The organism is uncultured Chloroflexus sp. (assembly GCF_937951745.1).
GTDB lineage: Bacteria > Chloroflexota > Chloroflexia > Chloroflexales > Chloroflexaceae > Chloroflexus.
This window is the reverse complement of record NZ_CALFBQ010000022.1, coordinates 1-24,729: the sequence shown is the minus strand read 5'-3', so window position 1 is coordinate 24,729 and position 24,729 is coordinate 1. Positions and strand designations below refer to the sequence as shown.

23 protein-coding genes are annotated in these 24,729 nt (G+C 57.6%); 18 read left to right on the top strand and 5 right to left on the bottom strand.

The window, feature by feature from the left end:
- Positions 1 to 676: 676 nt before the first annotated feature.
- From Q1A59_RS06775 to Q1A59_RS06750, 6 genes are all read left to right on the top strand, one after another.
- Entirely contained in the window at positions 677 to 2,422 is a 1,746-nt protein-coding gene (locus tag Q1A59_RS06775; protein ID WP_298403324.1) for a CAP domain-containing protein, read from the top strand.
- Positions 2,423 to 2,425: 3 nt separating this feature from the next.
- Positions 2,426 to 3,013: an SCO family protein gene (locus Q1A59_RS06770; RefSeq protein WP_298403327.1), complete on the top strand. Its 588-nt coding sequence runs from the start codon at positions 2,426 to 2,428 to the stop codon at positions 3,011 to 3,013.
- Positions 3,010 to 3,723 (top strand): glucosaminidase domain-containing protein, encoded by a 714-nt coding sequence (locus tag Q1A59_RS06765; RefSeq protein ID WP_298403332.1) that lies wholly within the window; start codon positions 3,010 to 3,012, stop codon positions 3,721 to 3,723. The genes Q1A59_RS06770 and Q1A59_RS06765 overlap by 4 nt, the downstream gene beginning before the upstream one ends.
- A gap of 271 nt (positions 3,724 to 3,994) precedes the next feature.
- Positions 3,995 to 4,273, top strand: coding sequence for a hypothetical protein (locus Q1A59_RS06760; RefSeq protein ID WP_298403335.1), 279 nt, complete (start codon positions 3,995 to 3,997; stop codon positions 4,271 to 4,273).
- Positions 4,274 to 4,448: 175 nt separating this feature from the next.
- A complete protein-coding gene (locus tag Q1A59_RS06755; RefSeq protein ID WP_298403338.1) occupies positions 4,449 to 5,180 on the top strand; it encodes a glycerophosphodiester phosphodiesterase family protein in 732 nt (243 codons plus the stop codon).
- A gap of 84 nt (positions 5,181 to 5,264) precedes the next feature.
- Positions 5,265 to 5,483 (top strand): hypothetical protein, encoded by a 219-nt coding sequence (locus tag Q1A59_RS06750; RefSeq protein WP_298403339.1) that lies wholly within the window; start codon positions 5,265 to 5,267, stop codon positions 5,481 to 5,483.
- Here Q1A59_RS06750 and Q1A59_RS06745 read toward each other — a convergent pair.
- Positions 5,470 to 5,808, bottom strand: a complete 339-nt coding sequence (locus tag Q1A59_RS06745; protein WP_298403341.1) for a hypothetical protein — start codon at positions 5,806 to 5,808, stop codon at positions 5,470 to 5,472. The two genes, Q1A59_RS06750 and Q1A59_RS06745, sit on opposite strands and share 14 nt — an antisense overlap.
- A 182-nt stretch (positions 5,809 to 5,990) precedes the next feature.
- On the opposite strand from Q1A59_RS06745, the gene Q1A59_RS06740 reads away from it, so the two are divergent.
- On the top strand, positions 5,991 to 6,206 hold the full coding sequence (locus Q1A59_RS06740) for a hypothetical protein (RefSeq protein ID WP_298403343.1): 216 nt from the start codon (positions 5,991 to 5,993) through the stop codon (positions 6,204 to 6,206).
- A gap of 30 nt (positions 6,207 to 6,236) precedes the next feature.
- Here Q1A59_RS06740 and hppD read toward each other — a convergent pair whose 3' ends face one another.
- Positions 6,237 to 7,334, bottom strand: coding sequence for a 4-hydroxyphenylpyruvate dioxygenase (gene hppD, locus Q1A59_RS06735; protein WP_299644508.1), 1,098 nt, complete (start codon positions 7,332 to 7,334; stop codon positions 6,237 to 6,239).
- Between the two features lie 221 nt (positions 7,335 to 7,555).
- The gene (locus tag Q1A59_RS06730) at positions 7,556 to 8,368 is read right to left on the bottom strand and encodes a TrmB family transcriptional regulator (protein WP_298403347.1); all 813 of its coding nucleotides are present in this window, start codon (positions 8,366 to 8,368) and stop codon (positions 7,556 to 7,558) included.
- A 135-nt stretch (positions 8,369 to 8,503) separates the two neighbouring features.
- On the opposite strand from Q1A59_RS06730, the gene Q1A59_RS06725 reads away from it, so the two are divergent.
- The 4 genes from Q1A59_RS06725 to Q1A59_RS06710 all read left to right on the top strand — a co-directional run bounded on the left by Q1A59_RS06725 (position 8,504) and on the right by Q1A59_RS06710 (position 14,218).
- Complete coding sequence (locus tag Q1A59_RS06725) at positions 8,504 to 10,285, top strand: histidine kinase N-terminal 7TM domain-containing protein (protein WP_298403349.1); 1,782 nt, start codon at positions 8,504 to 8,506, stop codon at positions 10,283 to 10,285.
- A gap of 93 nt (positions 10,286 to 10,378) precedes the next feature.
- Positions 10,379 to 11,908, top strand: coding sequence for a DUF512 domain-containing protein (locus Q1A59_RS06720; protein WP_298403351.1), 1,530 nt, complete (start codon positions 10,379 to 10,381; stop codon positions 11,906 to 11,908).
- Positions 11,909 to 11,919: 11 nt separating this feature from the next.
- Positions 11,920 to 13,647, top strand: a complete 1,728-nt coding sequence (locus tag Q1A59_RS06715; RefSeq protein ID WP_298403353.1) for a GAF domain-containing protein — start codon at positions 11,920 to 11,922, stop codon at positions 13,645 to 13,647.
- Complete coding sequence (locus Q1A59_RS06710) at positions 13,625 to 14,218, top strand: aminodeoxychorismate/anthranilate synthase component II (protein ID WP_298403356.1); 594 nt, start codon at positions 13,625 to 13,627, stop codon at positions 14,216 to 14,218. Before Q1A59_RS06715 ends, Q1A59_RS06710 begins: the two co-directional genes overlap by 23 nt.
- Positions 14,219 to 14,298: 80 nt before the next feature.
- Here the strand turns inward: Q1A59_RS06710 and Q1A59_RS06705 are convergent, their stop codons facing one another.
- A complete protein-coding gene (locus Q1A59_RS06705; RefSeq protein ID WP_298403359.1) occupies positions 14,299 to 14,976 on the bottom strand; it encodes a DUF6483 family protein in 678 nt (225 codons plus the stop codon).
- Positions 14,977 to 15,220: 244 nt separating this feature from the next.
- On the opposite strand from Q1A59_RS06705, the gene Q1A59_RS06700 reads away from it, so the two are divergent.
- From Q1A59_RS06700 to Q1A59_RS06690, 3 genes are read left to right on the top strand one after another with little or no spacing between them, the layout of a single operon-like run.
- On the top strand, positions 15,221 to 15,979 hold the full coding sequence (locus Q1A59_RS06700) for an SDR family oxidoreductase (protein ID WP_298403362.1): 759 nt from the start codon (positions 15,221 to 15,223) through the stop codon (positions 15,977 to 15,979).
- Positions 15,979 to 16,296 (top strand): MGMT family protein, encoded by a 318-nt coding sequence (locus Q1A59_RS06695; protein WP_298403365.1) that lies wholly within the window; start codon positions 15,979 to 15,981, stop codon positions 16,294 to 16,296. The genes Q1A59_RS06700 and Q1A59_RS06695 overlap by 1 nt, the downstream gene beginning before the upstream one ends.
- Positions 16,297 to 16,331: 35 nt before the next feature.
- Positions 16,332 to 17,546 carry an MFS transporter gene (locus tag Q1A59_RS06690; RefSeq protein WP_298483025.1) on the top strand — a complete coding sequence of 405 codons (1,215 nt, stop codon included), beginning with the start codon at positions 16,332 to 16,334 and terminating at the stop codon, positions 17,544 to 17,546.
- Here the strand turns inward: Q1A59_RS06690 and Q1A59_RS06685 are convergent.
- Entirely contained in the window at positions 17,516 to 18,367 is an 852-nt protein-coding gene (locus tag Q1A59_RS06685; RefSeq protein ID WP_298403368.1) for an alpha/beta fold hydrolase, read from the bottom strand. The two genes, Q1A59_RS06690 and Q1A59_RS06685, sit on opposite strands and share 31 nt — an antisense overlap.
- A gap of 195 nt (positions 18,368 to 18,562) precedes the next feature.
- Between Q1A59_RS06685 and Q1A59_RS06680 the strand changes: the two genes are divergently transcribed.
- The 4 genes from Q1A59_RS06680 to Q1A59_RS06665 form a co-directional block, all read left to right on the top strand.
- Positions 18,563 to 20,449, top strand: a complete 1,887-nt coding sequence (locus Q1A59_RS06680; RefSeq protein WP_299644501.1) for a polysaccharide deacetylase family protein — start codon at positions 18,563 to 18,565, stop codon at positions 20,447 to 20,449.
- Complete coding sequence (locus Q1A59_RS06675; RefSeq protein ID WP_299644498.1) at positions 20,422 to 22,323, top strand: ABC transporter permease; 1,902 nt, start codon at positions 20,422 to 20,424, stop codon at positions 22,321 to 22,323. The genes Q1A59_RS06680 and Q1A59_RS06675 overlap by 28 nt, the downstream gene beginning before the upstream one ends.
- On the top strand, positions 22,320 to 23,546 hold the full coding sequence (locus Q1A59_RS06670; RefSeq protein WP_298403376.1) for an ABC transporter ATP-binding protein: 1,227 nt from the start codon (positions 22,320 to 22,322) through the stop codon (positions 23,544 to 23,546). Before Q1A59_RS06675 ends, Q1A59_RS06670 begins: the two co-directional genes overlap by 4 nt.
- Positions 23,543 to 24,729, top strand: a 1,187-nt coding sequence (locus Q1A59_RS06665) for a glycosyltransferase family 4 protein (RefSeq protein ID WP_299644495.1), incomplete at its 3' end; no start/stop codon positions are given. The genes Q1A59_RS06670 and Q1A59_RS06665, both read left to right, overlap by 4 nt.

Genomic DNA, 24,729 nt, shown 5'->3' with positions numbered 1-24,729 from the left:
GGGCGGAATGAATTCCGCCCCTCGCAAACGTCTGGGCGCGGGAGATATCCCCTCACCCCTAGCCCCTCCCCCACGAGGGGGGGAGGGGGATGGGTAATCGTAGCCGACGGAACGGCCCCTACACCACCCTCTCCCACAGGGGGGGAGGGGGATGGTTACCTGTAGGGCGGAATGAATTCCGCCCCTCGCAATCCGCTGAGAGGGGTGGGGGATCCTCACCCTCGGCCCGACAGGCCCCCCACCCTCGGCCCGACAGGCCCCCCACCCTCGGCCCCTCCCCCACAGGGGGGGAGGGGGATGGTCACCTGTAGGGCGGAATGAATTCCGCCCCTCGCAAACGTCTGGGCGCGGGAGATATCCCCTCACCCCTAGCCCCTCCCCCACGAGGGGGGGAGGGGTGTTCTTGCTCCCCGCGGGGGAGAGGGGGGAGGGGGAATGGCGTTCTTATTCAGTCGTTGCGCGGGAGCAGATCCCTGAAGCAATCTCCTATGCGAAGGGACAGAGAGTGTATTGTCCTCTCGGTTGCAGGGTAGCAGAGCGGCGTACACGCAAGAAGCATCCATAGCTTATTGACAAATTGCCAATTGACGATCTTTACTACATGCTCTTATGATACCCATAAGCGGCAATGTTCCACACGGTTTTGGGTGGCAACGACTGCACCAAAAGAAGTAGTATGTCTGACAAAACCATCAAGCTTTGGGGCTATTTTGTCATACTGTGTCTGCTAACAATCACACCGACACTCGCGTTTGATCCTACCCTTCAAACCCATGAACTGTTGCTCGATGAAGCACTGACCGTCTACTATGGCAATCTGGCCCGTCGCAACGCTGGTCAACCACCGTTACGTTGGAATCGCCAACTGACCTACGCCTCACGCTGGTTCGCGTGGGATTCGGTCGAAAACCGAGCGACGCCCTATTGTGGGCACCAAGATACTAACGGCCAATGGCCTAGCGATCGTGCGCCACGGTTCGGTTATATTGGGAGTAGCGGTGCTGAAAATGCGTATTGCGGCTACATGCGGCCGCAAGATGCGATCAACGGTTGGCTCAATAGTCCGGGCCATCGCGCGAACTTACTGGCTGCCGGTCATCGTGAGATTGGGCTTGGCTACTACCGTCGGGCTGGCGACGGGCGTGGGTATATCGCACAAATGTTTGGCAATGATGCGGCGTATGCCCCAGTGATCATCGAGCACGAGGCGGTTAACACGCTGAACCCGAGTGTGGCGCTCTATATTCACCAAACCGATGCTCCCGTTGGCTTTTTCGGACGCCGGCCAGCCAGCGAGATGATGGTCGCCGATAATCCTTGTTTTCTCGGCGCCTCGTGGCAACCGTTTGCGCACGAAACCCGCTTCCAATTGCCGCCCGGCGAAGGCTGGCGCACAGTTTATGTCAAAACACGCGACATCTATGGCGCAACAGCGGTTGTCAGCGATACTATCTACCTCGGCGCGAACCTGCCAGTTGCCGAGATAGCGACGACGCTCAGTGACCGCCAGCCGAGCGTTACCCTCTATGGTCTTTACCATCCTACCCTGCCGCACGTGCAATTGAGTCTGGGATGGCTCGTTGATGAGACCTATGGAACGTTCCAACTGCTCTGGGGTATAGGCGAACGAGTCGCCGATCCGGCAGCGTGGGGCGGCGGTGCGTTTCGCTTAGGATTGACCAGTGGTGAGACCTCAGCGTGGGTGTATGATTACAATCCAGTGGTGTTTAAGGATCGGCCACTGGTAGCCTACGTGCGCCTGAAGGTTGCCAACAACAGCTCGACCTCTGAGGTAGCTCGATTCAGCATCAAAGGCGGCGGGGTTGAATACGGCCCGTTACGCCTGCGCGGAATCGATTTCGCCACTGCTGGCCAGTATCAAGAATTCGCCCTCCCGTTCACCTATCACGGCAACGATCCATTCCTCATCTTCCAATTCTGGCGCAGTGGTAACACCGACGTGTTCGTTGACGCTGTGACCATCTTTACGGCACCGCAGCCAATTGCCAATCCACTTACACTCGCCGTTCCCGACGGCAATTATCGCGGCCAAGGGGTTTGGGTACGTTACACCGATGGAACAACCTTTACCCCATTCAGCGAAGGATCAACTATCCCGATTAAGCCGGCCACGGTGAGCATTTTCGCCCAATACGCCGCCGATCCACCTGCTCCGCTCACGGTCAGCTCACCGTGCGTTCGCGCCGATTGGCAGGTGGTACAGAGCGAACCGTGGTTGAGTGGCAGCGCTGAAGATGGTACAATGAGATTACGTATCAACCATACTGGCCTTCCTATTGGTGTCTACGAAGGAGCTATCACCTTCGCTGCTGCCGGTATCACTCCCGGCTTGACCGTTACGGTGCGCTTACAGGTGGTTGAACAACTCTTCACGGTTTATACGCCACTGCTCCAACGGTGAGATATGTTACGACCTTACCTCCTCTTGCTTGCCCTCCTGAGCGCATGTGCCGTTGCCAACACACCGTCCGTCACGTCGTCCACCAAAATCGAGCCGCCCACGGTGCTGAGTGATTTCAGTTTGCCGGCCAGCACCGGCGGCGAGTTGCGCCTCAGCGATTTACGCGGCCAGCCAGTGCTGCTCTATTTTGGCTATACCCGCTGCCCCGATTACTGCCCGATCACGCTGGCCGAATTCCGCCGCGCCCGCGATGAGCTAGGTCCCACCGGTGAACGAGTTCATTTTGTGCTGATCAGCGTCGATCCCACCAACGACACTCCCGACGTGCTGGCCGCTTACCTGCGCGGTTTCGGTGATGGCTTTATCGGCTTACAGGGTAACGATGCCACTCTACGCCGAATCAGCAAAGAATACGGCTTGACTTACCAGCACGGTGGTGGTCACCACCATCACGGCAGCGACGGCGTCAACCACAGCACAGCAAGCTACCTGATCGATCAAAATGGGCGGCTACGGTTCGTTTATCAATATGGAACTGCCGCCAGCGTGTATGTCCAAGACATCCGCGCCCTCTTGAGCGAACAACCATGAACACTCGTTACACGCGCCGATCGGTGCTGGCATTGGGCTTGACCTGCTTGAGCAGTCATCTGACTCGTGCCCAAGAACCAGAAATAAGCACGGTGTATCTGCCATTTATTGCCCACTCGCCACTGCTAGGCACGCTGCTTGGCCCACCGACCGGGACGACTGAAGCGGCGATTGCGTGGCTAGCACCACGTAGCACTGCTTATACCCCCTACGATGTCGAAGTGATTGTGCGCGGGTATGCCGAAACCGGCAACGCAGCCGGGATCGACTGGTTCCTCGCTATCGCTCAATGCGCTCACGAGACCGGCCACTTGACATCGTGGTGGTGTCAACGTCCGCGCCGCAACCCGGCCGGGATTGGCGTCACCGGTGAAACCCGCCCCGGCACACCGGATCAACCGCCCGGCCCTGACTGGGCTTGGGATGAAGCCAACCAAGTGTGGCGAGCCGGTCTTAGTTTTGCTTCATGGGTCGGGGAGTCAATCCCGGCCCACCTTGGTCGGTTGTTGGCCTACGCTTTGCCGGTTGGCGCCGGTACGCCCTACCAACAGCAGTTGATCGACTACGCACTTTCGCGCCGGCCACTGCCCGATCATCTGCGTGGCGTGGCGACGACCATCACCGACCTCAATGGCCGCTGGGCATGGCCGGGTACCGAATATGGTCAGCGCATTCTCGCCTTGGCCGAGCGGATGCGCAACGGTGGTTAGCGGATGGCAACCGTCGTTAATCCGATGCAATGATCGTTCTATTGCATCAGGAAGCGTAGAGTCTACTCTCATCGGTGGCTGAACGTATCCTTGACGAAGGTCGGTTGCGGGTCGTATAATAAGTCTGTGTTAAGAACGGCACAACTCCAGTTAAGGAGGCCGGCTATGAAAACATACGTTACAACACAGGTGAGGTGTGAATAGGGCGGTACAGGCCGATGCCTGTAGCCGCCCTTGATGTTTTCCGGGCAGAGACGAAGGAGGTCTCCCTATGCACTCGGACATGATCGGCAAAATCGAGAAAGCCCGGCGCTATGCCGCCGAACCGGAGCGAATCAAAATCAGTGATCTGCGGGCAACGTTTCATGGCGGCAACAGCGATCATGTGATTTCACTGCACGATGGTCAGTGGGCGTGTGATTGTTCATTCTTCAAGATGTGGGGTACCTGCGCTCACATTATGGCAATGCAGCGGATTCTCCATCCAATGCTAACCGAAGAGGCCCGGTTCGCCGATCTCGCAGTTCCGCAACCAGACCTAAGCTCTTAAAGCACGATGAGACATTAACGCCAAAGCACGGCGTGGCGATACTGACAGCGGGGCGACAATCGCCCCGCTGTCGACTGTTTACGGTATGCTAAACTACGAAGTAGGTATGGTTATCGTATATGATAACTCACAACCGTATAATCGTTGCGCAGCTTGCGCTTGTGCGTAAAAGATTATGCCCCCGTTAATCATCGCTCATCGTGGTGCGTCGGCTGACGCGCCGGAAAATACGTTGGCAGCGTTTGAATTGGCGTATCGCCAGCAGGCTGACATGATCGAACTCGATCTGCAACCAACGGCCGATGGCGAGATTGTGGTTTTTCACGACGATAACACCTCGCGTTGGAATGGTCGTGCCGATCCGGTAGCCCGCCTCACGCTGGCCGAGTTGCGCCGGCTCGATATTCGCGGCGAGCGGGTGCCAACGCTGGCCGAGACGCTCGATTGGGCCCGAAGCGCGGGTATATCGCTCAACCTCGAATTGAAAAAGCCCGGTATGGCGGCGCGCTGTGTGCAGTTGCTCCGTGAATTTAGCATGGTTGATCAGGTGATCGTTTCGTCATTTTTTCCGCAGGCCCTGCGCGAATTGCGCGCGGTTGATCCGGCTATTGCCCGTGGCTATCTGATGGGGATTCGTACCTACCGACCCGACGTGCGCCTGCGCGAATTTTGGCCGTTTGGCGCGTTGCGACAAATTGGCGCGACCGCTTGGCATCCTTACCACGGCTTGCCCGGTCTCGATTGGGTGTTGCCAAAGGTGCGCCGAGCCGGGTATCAGGTCAATGTCTGGACAGTGGACAATCCGGATCGGCTACGCGCGTTGGCTGCATTAGGGGCCAGCGGCTTGATTACCAATACCCCGGCGGCGGCGCGGGCTGCGTTGGCGGGAGTGTTGCCGCAACGCTAAGCCGAAGATGATGGCCATACGCGCCAACACCCTATCTAACCCTCGTTGCAGCCGCGCCTTGGCGATACCACAAAGGATGAGACCGTGAAACAGCGGATCTGGCTGGTTGCGCGGGGGTTCATACCGTTGCTGGCAGTGCTAGCGGCGCTGATCGGCGTACCGGCGCTGCTGGCATGGCTGATCGGCGGCGGCCCGTTCGGCTGGCTACATCTCCTGATCGGGGTTGGGGTTGCCGCCGGTTTGATCATCATTGGCGGCTTAATACTGGGGTGGGCATTAGGTAAGCGCCTCAAAGGGGATTAGGCCCGTCAAGGTGGCGTTCAAACGCGATCAGATGCGGCACCACCGCGCGGCGCAGCTCGACGTATTGGTTGGAAAGCCATTGGCCGATCCCGCGCACATGCGGTATGGGCGCTTTCCGTAGCCAGCGCAGCGTAAAGCGCGCAAGCAAATGCAATCGACGCAGGAGGCGATCACGTCGCCCTAATAGGATGATTGCAATGAAAAAACCGGGCCAGCCGGGGATAATGGGGAAGAGTGAACCAATCAGACCCAGTACGAGGAAGAGTAATCCAAGCACTCGGCGAACAGTGGGGTTAAGGCGGAGAAACCGGATCATTGCGCGCATTCGATCTCCTAATTAAACAATCTATGCTATACGGTTGCCTCTGGTTAGAGGTCGCTATCATTATTGTACTAAAGAATGCATACCGAGTTATAACATAATAAGTTGACATCCTTCTGAATCTTTGCTGATATACTGTCATCTGAGATAGAGGAAAAATCCACCTTCTGCGGAGGTGAAGAGCGATGAGCGAGCAGTCGTGGTGGCAACGATTGGTGTCGGTGATCGAACGCGAGTACGAACGGCGCATTAGACGGGCCAGTTTGCTGGGTGAGTTCAAGCCGGCTGGCGATGACCATCACCATGGTCATGCCGCCGAGCCGGCTCATACCGAACACGTTGAGGAAGACGAGGCGGTGATCGTTAATGTGCCGCGCGGTACCCGGATCGACCGCCCGTAATCGTGGTAGCGGCATAGCGACACTATGCCGCTACAAATTCCCCCGCTTGGCCTGTTCACGCTCGATCGCCTCGAACAAGGCCTTGAAATTCCCCTTGCCAAACCCACGACTCCCTTTGCGCTGAATGATCTCGATAAAGAGTGTAGGCCGGTCTTGCAATGGCTGACTGAAGATTTGCAGCAAATACCCCTCTTCATCCCGATCAACTAGAATCCCGCGCGCTTGCAACTCCTGCCGGCTCTCGTCGATCGTGCCGACCCGCTGCTCAAGGTCATCGTAGTAGGCATCCGGCACCTGAATGAATGGAATACCAGCAGCACGCAGGGCATCAACGGTAGCGCAAATGTCGCCGGTAGCGAGCGCGATATGCTGTACGCCGGGGCCACCGTAATACTCCAGAAACTCCTCGATCTGGCTCTTGCGCCGGCCTTCGGCTGGCTCGTTGATCGGGAACTTGATCCGGCCAGTGCCGTTCTGCATCACCTTCGACATCAAGGCGCTATACTCGGTGCTGATATCGTAATCGTCGAAGTGAACTAACTGGTTAAAGCCGAGAACATCACGGTAGTACTTGACCCAGCGGTTCATTGCCCCTAGCTCAACATTGCCGACAATATGATCAATCGCGGCAATACCGGTTTCTGGAATGGGAACGTGCTCTGTGATCGGCTGGAAGCCGGGCATAAACACTCCACGGTACTCTTCCCGCTCAATGAAGGAATGCACCGTATCGCCATAGGTAGCAATGGTTGCCTTCACCACCCGGCCATATTCGTCAACGCATTCGGTGGGTGGCTGCACCGGAATACCGCCGCGGGCGATCGCAGTTTCGTAGGCGGCGGCGGCATCGCGCACCCGTAGGGCAATGTCTTTGACACCGTCACCGTGATGAGCAATGTGGCGAGCGATGGGATGATCGGGAAGCAGCGGTGCAGTCAACACAAAACGCACATTGCGCCGTGCGAGCACATAGCTGGCCCGATCGCGCACTCCTGTCTCAAGTCCGGCATACGCGACTGGATGCAAGCCGAGCGTGGTGCGGTAGAAGTGAGCTGCCTGCCGGGCATTACTGACATAAAACTCCACATAATCGATACCGAGCAGATCAAGCGGATCGGCTGAGCGCATCTCATTCCTCCTGTGGTTATTTTTCTCACTGTTGGCACAACGCTGTGCCAACCCAGCGCCCTACACTATCTTGCTAACCGCGAACTTCATAAGCATCATACGTTAGCTAGTTGGTTGATCCCATCCCGGTCTCGTTCCTGCGGTCACGGGAGATTGTCGCGCCGCTTACGACACTCACAATGACGGCTAGGATGGGCGATGCAGCCACTCGTGCTTCCACATTAACGTGATGCAAAAGGTTCGGCATCTTCCCATAGCTTCTCGAACGCTCCTTGCAAAAACGCGCCAAAGTTGGGATGGGTCACGCACAAGGCCGTAAAGCTCAACGCGCCAGTGACTGGATCTTGCAGTGACAGCAAAGCCACCCGGCGGTCGTAGAGGTTGACCTTGAGCGGCAAGTTTTCAACCACCCGCGCCTGTTGGCCCCACGTCACGAATTGTTGCACCCACCCGTTCAGTTCAGGATCGGCCAGCGCCGCCCGTTCATAGATCGCACGATAACGCACACCACGCCGGAGCGGTTCGGCAACTTCGGCAAAATTGGCAGCTTGGTCACCGAGCAACGGCAGCTTAAAACAGACACAGACCTCGCGCTCGGCGCTGCGGGCAAGAATGAGAGCGCGCTCAACCACGAGCCGCCGGTCGAGGAGAACATCAACGTAGTCGAGCGGATCGATCTGATCACGGCCGGCGACAAAGATCGGAGCAAGGGTAGCGAGCAAACTCTCCATCCCCTCGGTGAGCGCAGCCTGTTCGTGTTCGAACTGACGTCGGCGAGCGTCGATCAGCGCCGGCAAGGCGATCGCCGGATCAACGGCGAAATAGCAGCGCTGACCGTCGCTATGACGCTCGACTGCCAAACCGCGCGCGCAGAGTGACGCTAACACGTCGTAGATGCGCTGACGCGGCACACCAGCCCGTGTCGCCACCTGTGCCGGCGTAAAGCCGCGATGCTCGAGCAGAGCAAGGTATGTCGCCGCTTCGTAGCGATTTAGCCCCAATGCCATCAGTTGCTCGTGGGTTCCATTCATCATTGATCTATGTCTACTATACCACCACTTATTAGTGGTAACATTATACTCCGTTACAGGATGGTCAGCAAGTCGTGCTATGCTAATGTAGCTGCTCGTTGCGTTCTTATCCAGCGAACGGTAGATCTCGTACCGCCTATGTGGTATTTCACACCGTATGTCTTGCTTCCACTCGCGGCAGTGCTACTAGCACTGTGGGCCATCTTACAGGCTTGGCCGTACCGGCGGTTGCCGGTGGCGCAGGCCTTTCTCGGTATGATGTTCGCCACGATCTGGTGGTCGTTGTGCAATGTGCTCGAATTGACCAACGCCACTGTTGATGGCAAGACCTTCCTGACCAGCATGCAATATGTGAGTGTGGCTGGCGTGCCGGTCTTGTGGTTGCTGTTCGCCCTGCTCTACACCAATCGCGATCATTGGGTCAGCCGGCGGTTGGTGCTTGGCCTAGCTGGATGGCAGGGTGTAATACTGCTGGGAGCATGGACAAATCACTGGCACCGATTGATGTGGCCCTCTGCTGAGTTGGTATACACCGCCAATGGGTTGTGGGTGTTAACCGGCCCCAATGGGCTATTGTGGTACATTGGCGTCGCGAGTGCCTACAGCATGGTACTCATCGGCACCATCTTGATGATCGATCAAGCGCGCCGCAGCCGCGCGCTCTATCGGGCGCAGGCGCTCAGTCTGTTGACCGGCGCACTGTTTCCATGGATAGCCAGTATCCTCTACGTTACCGGATATAGCCCTATTCCCTACATTGATACCACGCCGGTTGCATTTGCTCTGAGCGGAATCGCCTTCACGGTGGCAATGCAGCGCTTCCGCACGCTCGATCTACTGCCGACAGCACGCGAGATACTCGTTGACCAGATGCCTGACGCAATGATCGTGGTTGATATGCATGACCGGATAATTGATCTCAATCCGGCTGCCCAAAAAGTGTTGGGAGTATCGCCAAACCGTATCGGAAGTCCGCTGGCAGATGCAGCGCCGCTATGGTTCCGTGATCAAGTGCGCGATTGCTACGAGGGCCAATTCGAAGTCGTCCAACCCCACCCTGACGGTGATCCAACCTATGATTTACGTTGCACAACCCTGCGTGACCGACGGGGCAGGCCAAGCGGGCGAATCTTCGTGTTACGCGATATTACTCTCTTGAAACAAGCAACACTGGCGTTGCAACAGGCAAAAGAGGCTGCTGAGGCGGCTAATCAGGCTAAGAGTATATTTCTCGCTACCATGAGTCACGAGCTACGCACACCATTGACCGCTATTTTGGGCTACAGCGAGTTTGTGTGCGAAGATTTGCGCAGTCGTGGTCAGCACGATCTTGTCAAAGACCTCGATCGAGTCATTGCTGCCGGACGCCATCTATTGGCGCTGATCAATGACATTCTGGAATTGGCTCGTCTTGAAGCACACTCAGCGCCGATCAATCTCGAATTGTTTCAAGTATCAGACTTGATCGAAGAAGTAGTACGTACAACCCAGAACTTAGCCGAGAAGAATCGGAATGTTCTAACAGTACACATCGAACCAAATTTACCACCGGTTATGGTCGATCCGACCCGCCTACGGCAAATTTTGTTTAATCTGATCGGGAATGCTTGTAAGTTTACCGAGGGTGGGCATGTGCAAGTGCATTGTTATCAGAAAGGACACGATACACTTCAGATTGATATTAGCGACACAGGCATTGGCATTGCCCCTGAGCATTTAGCGAATCTCTTTCAGCCATTTGTGCAAGTTGACAGCAGCACAACTCGTCGTTACGGCGGCGCCGGTTTAGGCCTCGCCATTAGCCAGCGCCTGTGTCGAGCGATGGGTGGCGAGATTATGGTCACGAGCGAACCGCAGCGCGGCTCAACCTTTAGTGTGCTGCTCCCGCTTCAAGCGCAACTCCAACCCACATCATCGTAGTTTCAGCAGGGTTGTGGTACAATAAACAGTCGTAGACTTATTAAAAAAGGCGCTTCTCAGTGCATCTTTTTGTTTACTCGGGTAGGAGCTGTTGTGGAATACCAGCCCGATGTCAGGCGCATTACCGGCGAAGGCGGCGTCATCGCCAGTGTGGCAGCAGAGAGTTTGGCCGCGCAGATCGGTCTGCGTCCCGGCGATACCATCGTTGCGATCGATGGGCAACGGCTGCGTGATGTAATCGATTACCGATTTGCGATTGCTGAAGCCCGTGTCACGCTGCTGGTGCGTGCCGCCGATGGCTGCGAGCGTGAGATTGTGCTCGAAAAAGATCCTGATGATGATCTGGGGATCGAATTTACTGAGCCGCTCTTTGACCGTCTCCGCACGTGCAATAATAAATGCCCGTTTTGTTTCCTCACCCAGATGCCGAAGGGCTTTCGCAAGACTCTCTACCTGAAGGATGACGATTACCGGCTGTCGTTTCTGTACGCCAATTTCGTCACCTTTACCAATCTGACCGAAGCTGACTGGGAGCGGATCGAGCGTCAACGGCTGTCGCCGTTGCATATCAGCGTGCATGCCACCGATCCCTTCTGGCGGGCAATTATGCTGGGCAAGCGCGACGTGCCTGATGTGCGCGAGCAGATTAAGCGGTTGGGACGGGCGGGGATCCGTGTCCATACTCAGATCGTTGCTTGCCCACAGGTAAACGATGGCGAGGTACTACGCCAGAGTATCGAGGATCTGATTGCGCTTCACCCAACCGTTGAGTCAATCGCGGTTGTACCGGTTGGCCTGACCAAATTTCGTTTCGAGGGAAAAGCACCCAAGACCATTCGAGCGGCGATACAGGTACACGAAACGCCAGAATGGATCGATACCAATTGGGAACGGCAACCGCTGTGGGAAGACCCTTCAGCGCCGATCCCGCTGCGCAACGGCAGCCAACCGTTGCACGACCCAGAGCTAGGTTTCTGCTCGCGCCTCGGCGCGGTAACCGATGTGCCGCTACGCTGCTACACGCCGGCTGAGGCGGCAGCGGTGCTTGACCTCATCGAACCATACCAAAGCCGCTGCTACGAGCAGTTTGGCCTCCATCTGGTCTATGCTTCCGACGAGTTTTATCTGCTCGCTGGCCGGCCAGTCCCACCTGCCGAGACCTACGATGATATGCCGCAATATAGCAACGGCGTCGGGATGGTGCGCGATTTTCTCGATAATTGGGCGCGCGCGCGCCGCCGGTTGCCGGCCCAGATTTCTCGCCCCACCACGCTGGCCATCGTCTGCGGGACGCTGGTGGCGCCGATGATGGAACAGGTCGCGGCACGCTTGAACCGGGTTGACCATCTGTCGGTGCAGGTGGTACCGGTGGTCAATCAGTTCTTTGGTGAGACAGTGACGGTTAGCGGCTTGCTCACCGCGCAAGACGTGATCCCGGCGTTGCGCGCTTCCGGTTGTGAGCGGGCATTACTTCCGCGGGTAATGTTCGACTATACTGGTGAACGCACGATCGATGACTACACATTGGGGCGAATCAGTGCCGAAGCTGGGATGCCAGTGGCATTAGCCGGTGAAGCAGACGAACTGGTACGCTATGTGCGGGCATTAACCCGGCATGAGTAGGGGAGGGCGCAATGGCCGATCAGGAATCGCGTTTGCAACGGTACCTTGCGGTAATTCAACGCGCCAATCAGATCGCCGATAGTACCCAACTCGATGATCTGCTCGACCGGTTGCTCGATTTGATCATCGAGATTACCGAGGCTGAAGCCGGAACCCTCTACTTGTACGATGCCGCAACCAATGAGCTGATCTTTAAGGTGGTTAAAGGCAGCCCTGCCGGTACAGCGTTACTCGGCCACCGGCTACCGGCCAACACTGGAATTGCTGGCTATGCCTTGCAGCAGCGCCAGCCGTTCTTCGTGCATGACGTAGCTAATGATCCGCGCTGGAATCGCTCGTTGGGTGAGATGGGCGCGTTGCGCCTGCGTACAATGTTCTGCGTCCCGCTGATGCTACGCGGCGAGCCGGTTGGGGTGGTACAGGTCTTTAATTTGCCGCTTGAGGCGGTAGATGAACAGGAAGAACTGGCCTTAATCGAGTTGCTGACCTCGCGGTTGGTGACGGAAGTCGAGAAAGCGCGACTGCTGGCCGAGGCGCAGCAACGCGAACGCCGGCAACAGGCGCTGGTCGAGATTGTCTCACAATTGACTGCCACCCTCGAACGCGATGAGCTATTGCGCCGAATTATGAATTACGCCTGCGATCTGCTTGAGGTTGAGGCGGCGTCGATCTGGCTGATCGACCACGAGCATAACGATCTCGTGCTGCACATCGCTGGCGGTGAACACAGCGAACGGGTGGAGGCCCTGCGCGTACCGCGTGGGCAAGGCATTATCGGCCACGTCATCGAAACCGGTGAGACGGTGGTGGTCAATGATGTGCATCAAGATCGACGCTTCTATCAAGGTCTCGATCAACGCAGCGGCTTTCAGACTCGCGCTATCTTGTGCGTGCCGCTGCGCTCGCCGCGGATCGTACTGGGTGGCGAACGCGGCGAAGTCGAGGGGATGATTATCGGTGGCGCGCAAGCGCTTAATCCGCGCAATGGCCGGCCTTTCTCGCCCGATGATGTGGCGTTGTTCCAGATGCTAGCCTCACAAGCGGCGACCGTCATCCGTTTAGCCGAACTCTACCGCGAGACCGATAGCCTCTTTACCCGAATTATTGATGCGATTACCGGTGCCATTGATCTGAAAGATCCTTACACCCGCGGCCATAGCCAGCGGGTGAGTGATTTTTCGGTAGCGATTGCCCAAGAGTTGGGCTTGCCGCGCGATCAGATTTATCAATTGCGCGTAGCAAGCAAGTTGCACGATGTCGGCAAAATTCGGGTGCCTGACCAGATCCTCAAGAAGCCGGGCCGGCTCGAAGAGGAGGAGTTTGCTGAGATGCGCCGGCATCCGACCTACGGCATGGAGTTTCTGCGCGATAATGGCCTACTCGATCTCGAACTGCTGCGCCATTCGTGGCCGGCACTGGCTCAGCATCACGAGCGGCTTGATGGGCGAGGGTATCCGCTCGGTTTGAGCGGTGAGTCAATCTCGCTGTTTGGCCGGATTGTCGCCGTGGCCGATGTGTTCGATGCGTTGACCAGCCATCGCCCGTACCGACCACCGATGCCGGTTGAGCAGGTGTTTGCGCTATTGCGCCGAGGTGCCGGCACTGAATTTGACCCGGAATGTGTTGAGGCGTTGATCCGGGTGCGAGCCAAAGGTAAGATTCTGACCCAGGATGAGCGGGAACAGGCGGCAGCGCCACCGGTGATGGAGCAAGACCATGCGCGTACTGTTGATCGATAATTACGACTCGTTTACCTACAATTTGTACCAGTATTTGTGCGAGTTGGGCGCTGACGTCGAGGTAGTGCGCAACGACCAGATTACAGTGGCTGAAGTAGCGGCGCGCCACCCCGACCGGATCGTGATCAGTCCCGGCCCTTGCACACCGGCTGAGGCTGGGATCAGCGTTGATGTGATCCGCGAACTGGGCAGCCAGATTCCAATTTTGGGGGTTTGTCTCGGCCACCAAGCGATCGGCGCGGCTTACGGCGGTGCGGTGGTGCGTGCGCCACTCGTGATGCATGGCAAGCTCTCGCCGATCCATCACAGTGGCCAAGGCGTGTTTGCCGGCCTGCCGTCGCCCTTCCTTGCTACCCGCTACCACTCGCTGATCGTCCGCCGTGAAGATCTGCCGAATGAGCTGGAAGTGACCGCATGGACGGAAGATGGCCTGATTATGGGCCTGCGCCATCGCTCGCAGCCAGTGGAGGGGGTGCAGTTTCACCCCGAGTCGATAATGACCGAGGGCGGCAAGCAGATGTTGGCCAATTTTTTGGCCAGCGTGCCGGTAAGCGTAGAGAGTGGGGAGTAGGGAGTTGGGGGAGATTGGGACGCGGATTGGGTACGGTTTTCGCAATCCGTGTCCTATTTCCTTCAATCAAGTTTGGCAGGCTATGCCATCGGCGGGTGGGCCGGCGGTGCAATGCGATCGATCTCAGCGTACCCGGCCAACGCTTCGGCCCGCGATAGGCCGGCTGCGGCGAGTTCGGCATCGCTACGAGCCAGCAGCCGTTGGTAGAATGAGCGTGCCGTCGCCAACCAGCGCAGCGGCTCGCGGCCTAACAATTCATGCACAATGTCTTCGCTGCGCGCCAGATCACCCTGTCGCTCGCAGAGGGTGAGTAACGCCGCTAGGGTGGGTTCTGGCACAACGTAATCGCGCAGCAACGCTAGCAGGTCTGCGTAAGCCGGAGTATAGTCTGGCAGTGGCTCTGGGACGGCCAACGCGCATTCAATGACGACTTGCAAGGCCAGCAAAGCGCGAGCGGCTGCAGCATCTGCCTCCCCATCATCGCTGAGCAGGCGCGCTTCGGTGGTAAGTAACGCGGCCAGATACGCTCCTTCGCTCCACCAATCGTCACCGTGAGTATGAAATCGCAACAGCGCCAAAAGTTGGCGGTCACTCAGCGCCGCCACCTGATCGCTGCCGACACCTAGCCGGTCGCGGTACGCATTATCAATCGCTATCCGCGCCAACGGCGATTTACCATCACGATAAAGACCGAGAATGTGCCGAATAATCGCACCAAATTGGGCGATCATGCGCAAAATGTAGTCGTCACGATACATACATATACCGTACCCGATGTGCGTGGTACATGTCAAATCAGCAAACCCAGTAAACGCAAACGTAAGAGCACCGCGCTGCTGCGCCCCGTCACGACGCCGCCCGGCATTTATTGATCCGCACAGCCCATCACAGGTAACGCCGCATAGCGAAGAATGCAGCATCGTGCGGCGCCACAGCAACGTGTTCTTCGCAGCGGGTTATGGTATGATAGGTTTTGCAGAAATTGGCTAGAGGAGGACATCAATGGAGCCACCGTTCATCGGGAAGGTCGCGCTCGTCACCGGCGCGGCGGCCGGGATTGGGCGTGCTTCGGCGCTGGCGTTCGCCCGCGAAGGCGCGAAGGTTGTGGTAGCCGACGTGAATGTAGAGGGCGGCGAGGAGACGGTCACGCTGTGCCGGGCGCAGAATACTGATGCAATCTTCGTCCGCTGCGACGTATCGCAGAACAGGGAGGTCGAGCAGTTGATCGCCACGGCGATTGATATGTTTGGCCGGATCGATTTCGCCCATAACAATGCCGGCATTGAAGGCGTACAGGCTATGCTGGTCGATTACCCCGAAGAAGTGTGGGATCGGGTGATTGACATCAACCTCAAGGGCGTCTGGTTATGCATGAAACACGAGATTCGGCAGATGTTGCAGCAGGGTGGCGGCTCAATTGTGAATACATCGTCGGTTGCTGGACTATCTGGTTCGCGCGGCGTGTCGGCGTATGTCGCTAGCAAGCACGGTATCGTTGGTGTGACCAAAGCGGCGGCGCTTGAGTATGCCCGCAGCGGGATCCGTATTAACGCCGTATGCCCCGGTACGATCCACACCGCGATGATCGATCGTTTTACCCAAGGCGATCCGCAACTACTGGCCCAATTCGCCGAAGGCGAACCGATTGGCCGGCTTGGCTCGCCGGAAGAGGTGGCCAATGCAGTGGTTTGGCTCTGTTCAGATAAGGCCTCGTTTGTGACCGGTGCGACCTTAGCCGTCGATGGTGGCCGATTGGCGTGATGGAAGTTGATTCGCCCTACGCCATGATCTATGCGGTGGTGAGCCGTATCCCGCCGGGGCGAGTTTGTACCTATGGCCGGGTTGCCGCACTTGCCGGCTTGCCCGGCCATGCACGTATGGTGGGCTATGCGTTACATGGGCTGTTGCCTCACAGCACGATACCATGGTGGCGAGTGATCAACCGGGCCGGTCGGATCAGTAATGTCTACGCTGCCGATGAGCAGCGTGCTCGCCTGCAAGCCGAAGGCGTGGAAGTCAGCGATGAGTATCTGATTGATCTCAACCGCTTTTTGTGGGTAGGGGAGGAAGCGGATTGAGCAGCTGTGGCCGATTTGACCCAGCCCAACGCGCAATGGCCGTTATTTCATCCACAACTCGAACATCTTGGCTCATCCCCCTCTATGCCGCCGGAATAGTGGTCTTTTCCGACATGTACCTCACCCAGCCGATCTTGCCTCAACTGTCAGCAGAGTACGGTGTAGCGCCGGCTACCGCCGGTCTTAGCGTATCGGTGGTCGTGTTGATGATTGCGCTGGGGTCGCTGGCGGTAGGCCCGCTCAGTGACCGGTGGGGACGCTGGCCGGTAATGGTAGGCAGCGCTTTGTTGCTCGCTCTTCCAACCCTACTCTGTGCGCTATCGCCCTCGTTCGAGGTTCTGTTACTGTGGCGAGCGCTACAGGGGCTATGTATTCCCGGTTTGACCGCAGTAGCCGTCGCGTACCTCGGCGATAGTCTGCCCGCCGATCAACTAGGCCGGGCCGTTGGCGGCTGGATCGCAGCTAACGTCGCTGGCGGATTAAGCGGGCGGGTGGTGGGTGGCTTGATCAGCGACGGGTTTGGCTGGCGGGCCAGCTTTATGGTGTTTGCCGGCCTTACGGTGGTGAGCGGCCTTGGGTTACTCGCGACGCTGCCGCGTGATCGAGTTATTGCGGCGAGTAGCGGCTGGCGACAAGCTTATCGGGCAATGTTCGCCCATGTAGTCGATCGGCATCTTCGCTCGGCCTACATGATCGGCGGATCACTCTTTTTTGGGTTCCTCGGCATCTTCACCTACTTGCCCTACTATCTCAGCGCGCCACCGTTTAGCTTGCCGCCAGCGATCATTGCCTTAGCCTACGTGAGCTACTTAGCCGGTGTGATTGTCTCGCCGTGGGCCGGAGCGCTCTCGGCCCGCTATCCCCGCCTGCGGTTGATAATGATCGGGTTGTTTATTGCGCTGGCCGGGATTGGTCTGACGCTCATCCCCAACTTGCCACTAATTGCGCTCGGACTATGGACGCTATGCACCGGAATGTTTATCGCACAGAGCATTACTCCCGCGCTCGTCAACCAATTGGCGCAACAGGCCAAAGGTGCGGCCAGCGCACTCTATCTCGTGGCCTACTACCTCGGTGGTACGCTCGGAGGTGTCATCCCCGGTCTTGGCTGGCAGGTGGCTGGCTGGCCGGGGGTGATCGTCATCTGCCTCAGCGCATTGGCGCTCGCACTGGCGGCGACCAAACGGTTGGCGGCACAAACCTACCGGCAACTAGGTGGCTACGATGACAAAAATTCCAATACCAGTTGATGGAAGCGGTCAGCAGCCTCGATCATCGGGAAGTGGCCACAATTGGGAATAATCTCGAGCCGTGCATGGGGCAAGGCCCGTCGCGCTTCATAGGCACAGTGTACCGGGAAGAGTCGATCCTCTTGGCCCCAAATAATCAAGGTAGGCTGAGTAATCTCGGCTAAACGCGGCCATAACCCACTGCCACGCAAATCATTCGCATCAAAGAAACGACTGAGCGAAACCATCGTGCGCCGGATCGCCGGATCGCTCAACGTCTTCTGACCGCGCATCACCAATTCAGGAGTGATATAGCGATCAGGATTGGCAAAGGCAGCGCGTAATTGCATCTTCACGACGAAGGGCAATGCCGAAAGCGCAGTGATTGCCTCGCCGAGGAAAGGCAATGAACCGCCTTTGCGCATAAAAAGTGGCAACTGCATAAACCCTTCGCTATCGGCAATGACCAGTCGCTCAACCCGCTGTGGATGGAGAATGGTCGTTGCCAGCGCATGCTTACCACCCATCGAATGACCTACCACTGCTGCTCGTTCTACGCCGAATGCCGTCAAGACACCGGCATTTAGATCGGCGTAGCGACGCAAGGTATAGGCTGAGCCGCCCGGTTTATCTGACGCGCCAAAGCCAAGCGCGTCGGGCGCAATGGCGTGATAACCGGCTGCGGCGAGAACCTGAATGGTCGGGATCCAGTCGTCGGCGCTAACGACAAAGCCGTGCAACAAGAGCACTGCCGGCCCTTGCCCGGCGGACAAGACACGCAGGCGAAAGCCATCAACGGTAATCTGCCGTTCGCTGATCGTAGCCACGGACGTTGCTTGCATACAGTACCTACTCCGTATCGAATCAACTATTTAGAAGTTCTAAATAGTGAAGTTATTGCTCCTACCCTCTTGCTACTGTAGCAGATCGGTTGCAGCGTGTCAGGCTACAACCCGGCAACGAACGGTTAAGGGTATCTATGGTACAATGCAGCCGCGACATCGGGTCGCGCTAGACGTAACGTATTGCTAAAATCGATGATCTCACGCCAGTTCGCGTTGGGCGCCATTCTGGTCTCGTTGATCGTTGGCGCTGCCGGAATCTTCTTCTTTATCAGTCAGCGCCTTGATCGCTGCGCTGCACCTCCCTTTGTCGACCCCAATCTCTTGCCGAATGCCAATTTTGCCCGTACTGGTGAGATAACCGGTCTGCCTGACGGATGGGGCCGCGGCGCCGGCGGCGTCGAATTACGCGGCCCGGCGATTGACGGGCAAGGATTTGACCTCGATGGCGACGGGCGCGGCCTCCAACTGATGGGAATTGCGAACTATGTACAGACACCACTGGTTAGCGTCCAAGCCGACGCGAGCTATTGCTTTACGGTAGCTGCGCTGACCGACTCCCTTCTACGTTCACCAACCCGCGCCCGCCTCGTCTTTGAATGGTACGACGAACGCGGCGAGGTGCGCGAACGCACGGTAACGCCTTGGCAACCGGTGGCATTATGGACTCCAGAACGACCACCGCAAGGTTGGGCAGTCATTGGCGGGCATGCGCGCGCTCCGGCAACAGCCCGTGCGCTACGGGTACGGATCGAGCCGTCGTCTGATGACCGTATCTACCTCGACATGCCACGCTTACAGCGAGGCGGACACACACTCCCAATGGCACAGCCATCAGCGCCGGCGCTGCCGTTGACCATTGCACCGTGGCCAGAAGGGTATCGGGCGGCCGTAGCCTTCACCTTCGACTGGGAAACGGCGATGGGCGGATTAGTGCATTCGCGCTCGGTTGATGACCCACGCGCCGATGAAGACCCGATTCTGCGCGGCATGCGCATGCGCACTGGCGTTGAAACGAGTATGGCGATCTTTGCCCGTTATAACGTGCGCGCAACCTACTATGCGACCGGCTATAACTTTCTGATGGGGAATCGCGAGCAGCGCCGCTTCATGGGAGACCCGATCTTTTCGTGGGCTTCGGCAGCCAACGGCTGGCGCAGCGATCGCTGGGTGAACCGCCCGTGGTTTAGCGATGATCCGTATGGCACAGTGGATACTGACCCGGCGTGGTACTTTGGTGACCAGATTGCGCCATTACTCGCCGCCGGCCATGAGATTCAGAGCCATACCTTCAGCCATCTCTATGGCGGTTATGCTGATAGCGCGACGTGGCAGGCCGATCTTGAAACGTGGAATACGGTAGCCGCCGAACGCGGCGTCGGCAATGCCCGTTCGCTGGCTTTTCCGTGGAGCAGTAGCGCCGGGATGAGCGATGCCAACTGGGATGTGATCGAACAGGCTGGCATTCGCTCAGTCACGCGCCTGAGCGATTACGGCCCCTACAGCCTCTTTCCAACCGATGAACGCGGTCTGATTCGCGATCCGCATTGTCGTTGGCTACCCGGACGAGAGGGTCGGATCATCGCCTGCCCTGATTTCTACCTGACCCCAGCGCGGGCTGAGTTGGCAATGGCGCAGATCGATCGAGCTGTCGCCGCCGGCGGGATGATTGACATCTGGGCACATACCGAAGAGGTGACGAGCGTTGCCCAACAAGCAGCGTGGGAAGATGTGGTATCCTACACCGTCAGGCGCGGCGATGTCTGGGTGGCGCCGTTGAGCGAGATTGCCAGTTGGCAGATTGCGCTCAAAACGATCGATATCACTCAACTGGCTGAGCCAGTTGGGGCGTTTGAGCGGGGGAGCGGCAGTGCAGCGCAACGGTATCGGCTGCACAATCGATCGGCCTACCCGCTGGTCGGCCTGATGATCGATCTGCCGTCAAACACTGCTGATGTCGCGGTTAACAATAATATTGTGCCGCGTGAACAATGGCAAGCTGGCAACAGGCTCAGGCTCGATCTTGCCACCGGCCAAACTATAGAGGTGACACTGTGGCCAACACGATCAAGCAGCCGCTAAAACAGGCGACAGGTTGGCGCGCAATTGGCGCAGCACTCACTGCGCGCCGTGGCGCCCTGCAACTGTACCAGTGGTTGTGGCTGATCCTTTGTGTAGTCGGGGCATTGAGCGTTGCCCTGCCTCCGATCCTCACTCGCCCCATCATCTACGCTGCCAACGCCGAGGTGCGCTTCGACACGGCGCGCTATGGGCCAATTTACCAGCCGGTGGCGCCCAATCTGACTGGCATGGATATTGCCATTACCGATGCTACTGAAGCGTTACGCCTCGGCGCACTGGCCCGGGCCGATGTGCGATTCGGCCTGCCCGATTTTCGAGTTGAATACCTGCTGGCAGAGCCGGGTAACGTCGTCGTGCGCGGGATTGCCGGCAATGCGGTGGAAGCCAAAGCGCTGGCCGATGCCGGCGCTGCTGAGCTGGTGCGCCAGATTCGGGCTGCCGGCGGGCGCGAAATCTTACGCAATATGTTGGGCTGGCAGTTATGGCAAGCACTGAACGGTCAGATCCCACCCTCTGATGACCGTTTTGCGTGGTTGCTGCGCGATATTCTGCGGCTCGAGGCACTACCGCTCTCACGGCCAATTGAGCCATTTAGTACGCCACGCACCCTAACCGATCTGTCCGGTGAAGAGCAGAGTGACGTAGCACGTGCGCTTGAATCGCGATACGATCTCTGGCGATTTGCCATTAATACCCGGAACGCCACCCTTGATGCCCTTTGCGGCAGCACCGGCATCACCGACACCGCTACCCGTGAGGCGACTTTGCGCACGTGCGCTGCAACCAACCCGGCCGCAGCGCACGAATTAGCTGCGCGCGACCGCACGATCGCGCAACTACGCGCGATCGATGCGGCGATCAATTACATGATCCGAGAAGCTGGCACGCGCTTCAATGCCGATCAGGTCAGTGCGGCATACCGTCTACCAGCAGCACTGCCGGCAGCACCCGAACCGCGCTACGAGCTGCCACTCATTGCGCTAGCCGCATTGTTTGGCGCAGCGTTCGGCTTAGGCGGCATCGCGCTTGACCGTAGCGCCGGCGTATTGCCGAAACTGCAAGAGCTTTGGCAGTACCGCGAACTCATCCGTAATCTAGTGCTACGCGATTTGCGCGCTCGCTATAAAGGCAGCACGCTTGGCTACCTCTGGACGCAACTTGCACCGTTGGGTATAATGCTAGTATATGTGGTCGTCTTCAGCTTTCTCCTACCCAACGGTATTGCAATGTTTCCGGTGTTTATCATCGTTGGCCTGCTACCGTGGAACTATACCGCTGAAGCGGTACTTAGTGGCACCCGCAGTATTATCGACAACGCCGCACTGGTCAAGAAGGTCTACTTCCCGCGGGAAGTGTTACCGCTGGTGGCTGTCGGTTCGAGTCTGCTCAATTTCATTCTCTCGCTGCCGATGATGGCGCTAGTGATCGTCGTGGTGCAACTCACAACCCTCGGTCGGCTTAACCTAAGCTGGAGCATCGTCTACTTACCGGTGATCATGGCCTTGCAGACAATCTTTCTGGTTGGCTTGGCTCTCCTACTTGGTGCTGGCGCGGTCTTCTTCCGTGATGTGGTGCATCTGATCGGGATTGTGATCAACATCTGGTTTTTTCTCACTCCGATTATCTACCCGCTAAGCACGATTAGTGAAGGAGTTACAGCGCGGGTGATTCGCTGGCTCAACCCGCTGGCCTCGATCATCGAGTTTTACCGCGACATTATTTACGGCAACGTAGTGCCGGTAGGCTTGATCCCGACGCCGGGCGTACCGTCACTCAGCGCGATGTTGCGCGTCGGGGTCACGGCGCTGATCGTGTTAGCCATCGGCTATTGGGTCTTCCAACGCACCAGCCGCCATTTTGGTGAAGAGCTATGAGTGTCGTGATTGAGTTTGATAAGGTATCGCGGCAGTTTGTGCGCCGCCAGAATGCCTCGACTATCCAAGAGCGGTTCATGGGTTTAATCCGCGGCCTACCGCCGGCTGAGGCATTCTGGGCAATACGCGATGTCAGCTTCGCGGTTGAAAAAGGTCAGAGCATTGGCCTAGTCGGGCACAACGGCGCCGGCAAGAGCACCATCCTCAAACTAATGACGCGCGTGCTTGAACCAACGAGCGGACGAGTAAGCACGCACGGTCGGATCGCCGCCCTGCTCGAACTTGGCAGCGGCTTTCACCCCGACCTCAGCGGGCGCGAGAACGTCTTTCTTTACGGCTCGTTGATGGGCTTTAGCCGCAAAGAGATGCAGCGCAAACTGCCTGAGATCATCGAGTTTTCTGAAATTGGCCCTTTTCTCGACACCGAAGTCAAACACTACTCATCGGGTATGTATACCCGCCTAGCATTTGCGGTAGCGACGGCAGTTGATCCAGATATCCTGATCACGGATGAGGTATTGGCTGTCGGCGACGAAGCCTTTCAGCGCAAGTGTATTGATCGCATCTACGGCTTTCGCCGTGCTGGTAAGACAATCGTCTTCGTGTCACATGCGCTTGATGTGGTACGATCGCTCTGTGATACCGCTGTGTGGCTCGATCACGGCGAAATGAAAGCGTATGGCCCAGCTCACGACGTGGTGGACGCTTATCTCGCCGCGGTGAACGAGCGTGAGCGCATCGAATTTGAACAGGCCGAGAAGGACGAAGATCACGAATGGCGCGAGCGGATGCGGCGCGGCACGCGCGAAGTTGAGATCGTGCGCGTCCAGTTACTCGATCGTCACGGCAACGAGCGTATCACCTTTCGCACCCACGAGTCATTGACAATCCGCATTCATTATGTAGCCCACGAACCGATCGAGCGACCGGTGTTCGGCGTAGGCATCAATCACGAGAGCGGGCCATGGTTGACCGGGCCAAACACCGGTTTTGACCAATACCACATTCCCGTCATCGAAGGCACCGGGATAGTTGATTATCATATTCCACGCTTGCCATTGCTAGCGGGACGCTATCTGGTCAGCGCCTCAGCAACCGACTATACGCAATTACATGAGTTTGACGTCCACGACCGCATGTATCCGCTGGTTGTGCATAGTGACGGGATCAGCCAACGCTACGGGATGCTCTTCATTGAAGGAACTTGGAGCTGGCGCGCATGAGATCGTTGCTTGTGATCAGTCACGATGTCATTGGCCAGCGCATGGCCGGGCCGGGCATCAGAATGTGGGAAATGGCCCGCGCGTTGGCAAGCGTGATGCCGGTAACGCTCATCGCACCGCGACTGATCGATCTCGAACCGCCACCGGGGGTATCGTGTGGCCATTATACGTGGGGTGAGGCAGCCACACTTGCACCTTATCTAGCAACGGCAACCACCGTACTGGCGAATGGATGTGTTGCCGCTGCCCATCCTGAATTGCTTACCTATCGCGGTCGCCTGATCATCGATCTGTACGATCCAGTCGCATTCGAGAACCTAGAACTCTTTCGCCAGCGACCGTTAGCTGAACGACAGCAGATAGCCGACCGCGACGTAGCGCTGCTGCGCGATGTCTTAACGCGCGGCAATCACTTCCTCTGCGCAACCGAGCGTCAACGCGATTTGTACATTGGCGGTCTGTTAGCAGTAGGGCGGATCTCACCATCGTTCGTTGACACCGATCCGCTCTTACGGAATCTGATTGATGTAGTACCATTTGGGGTCAGCGACACACCACCGCAGGCTAGTGGTCAGCCTAGGCTACGCGGTGTCCTCGATGATCTCGATGCCGACCACGAGATTATCTTGTGGAGTGGCGGATTATGGGATTGGATGGATCCGCAGACGCTAGTACAAGCACTACCACAGGTGATCACCGCTGTACCGAACGCACGATTGGTTTTTCTGGCTGGTCGCCATCCCGGCCTCGCACAAGAGATGGCGACACCCGCCCAAACCCGTCAACTCGCTGCTGAGTTGGGCTTGCTCGGCAACGGCATTCACTTTTACGAAGAATGGATACCGTATGAACGCCGGGCCGATATCTTGCTCGAAGCTACGGTTATGGTATCATTGCACCGCGAGCACCTCGAGACGCGCTACGCTGCGGTGCGATCACGGGTGCTCGATCACTTATGGGTAGGCAAACCGACCGTACTCAGCACGGGGGATGCGGCAGCCGAACTGATCGAGACTCATAACGCTGGCGAAGCCGTCCCAATCGGTGATGTTGACGCAGTTGCGGCTGCACTGATTCGCCTACTCACCGATCCACAACGCCGAGCGGTGCAAAGCGCAAACGCGGCAGCACTTGGCCAGCGGCTGCGTTGGTCGCAGGTGGTAAGACCGATCATAAGGATGCT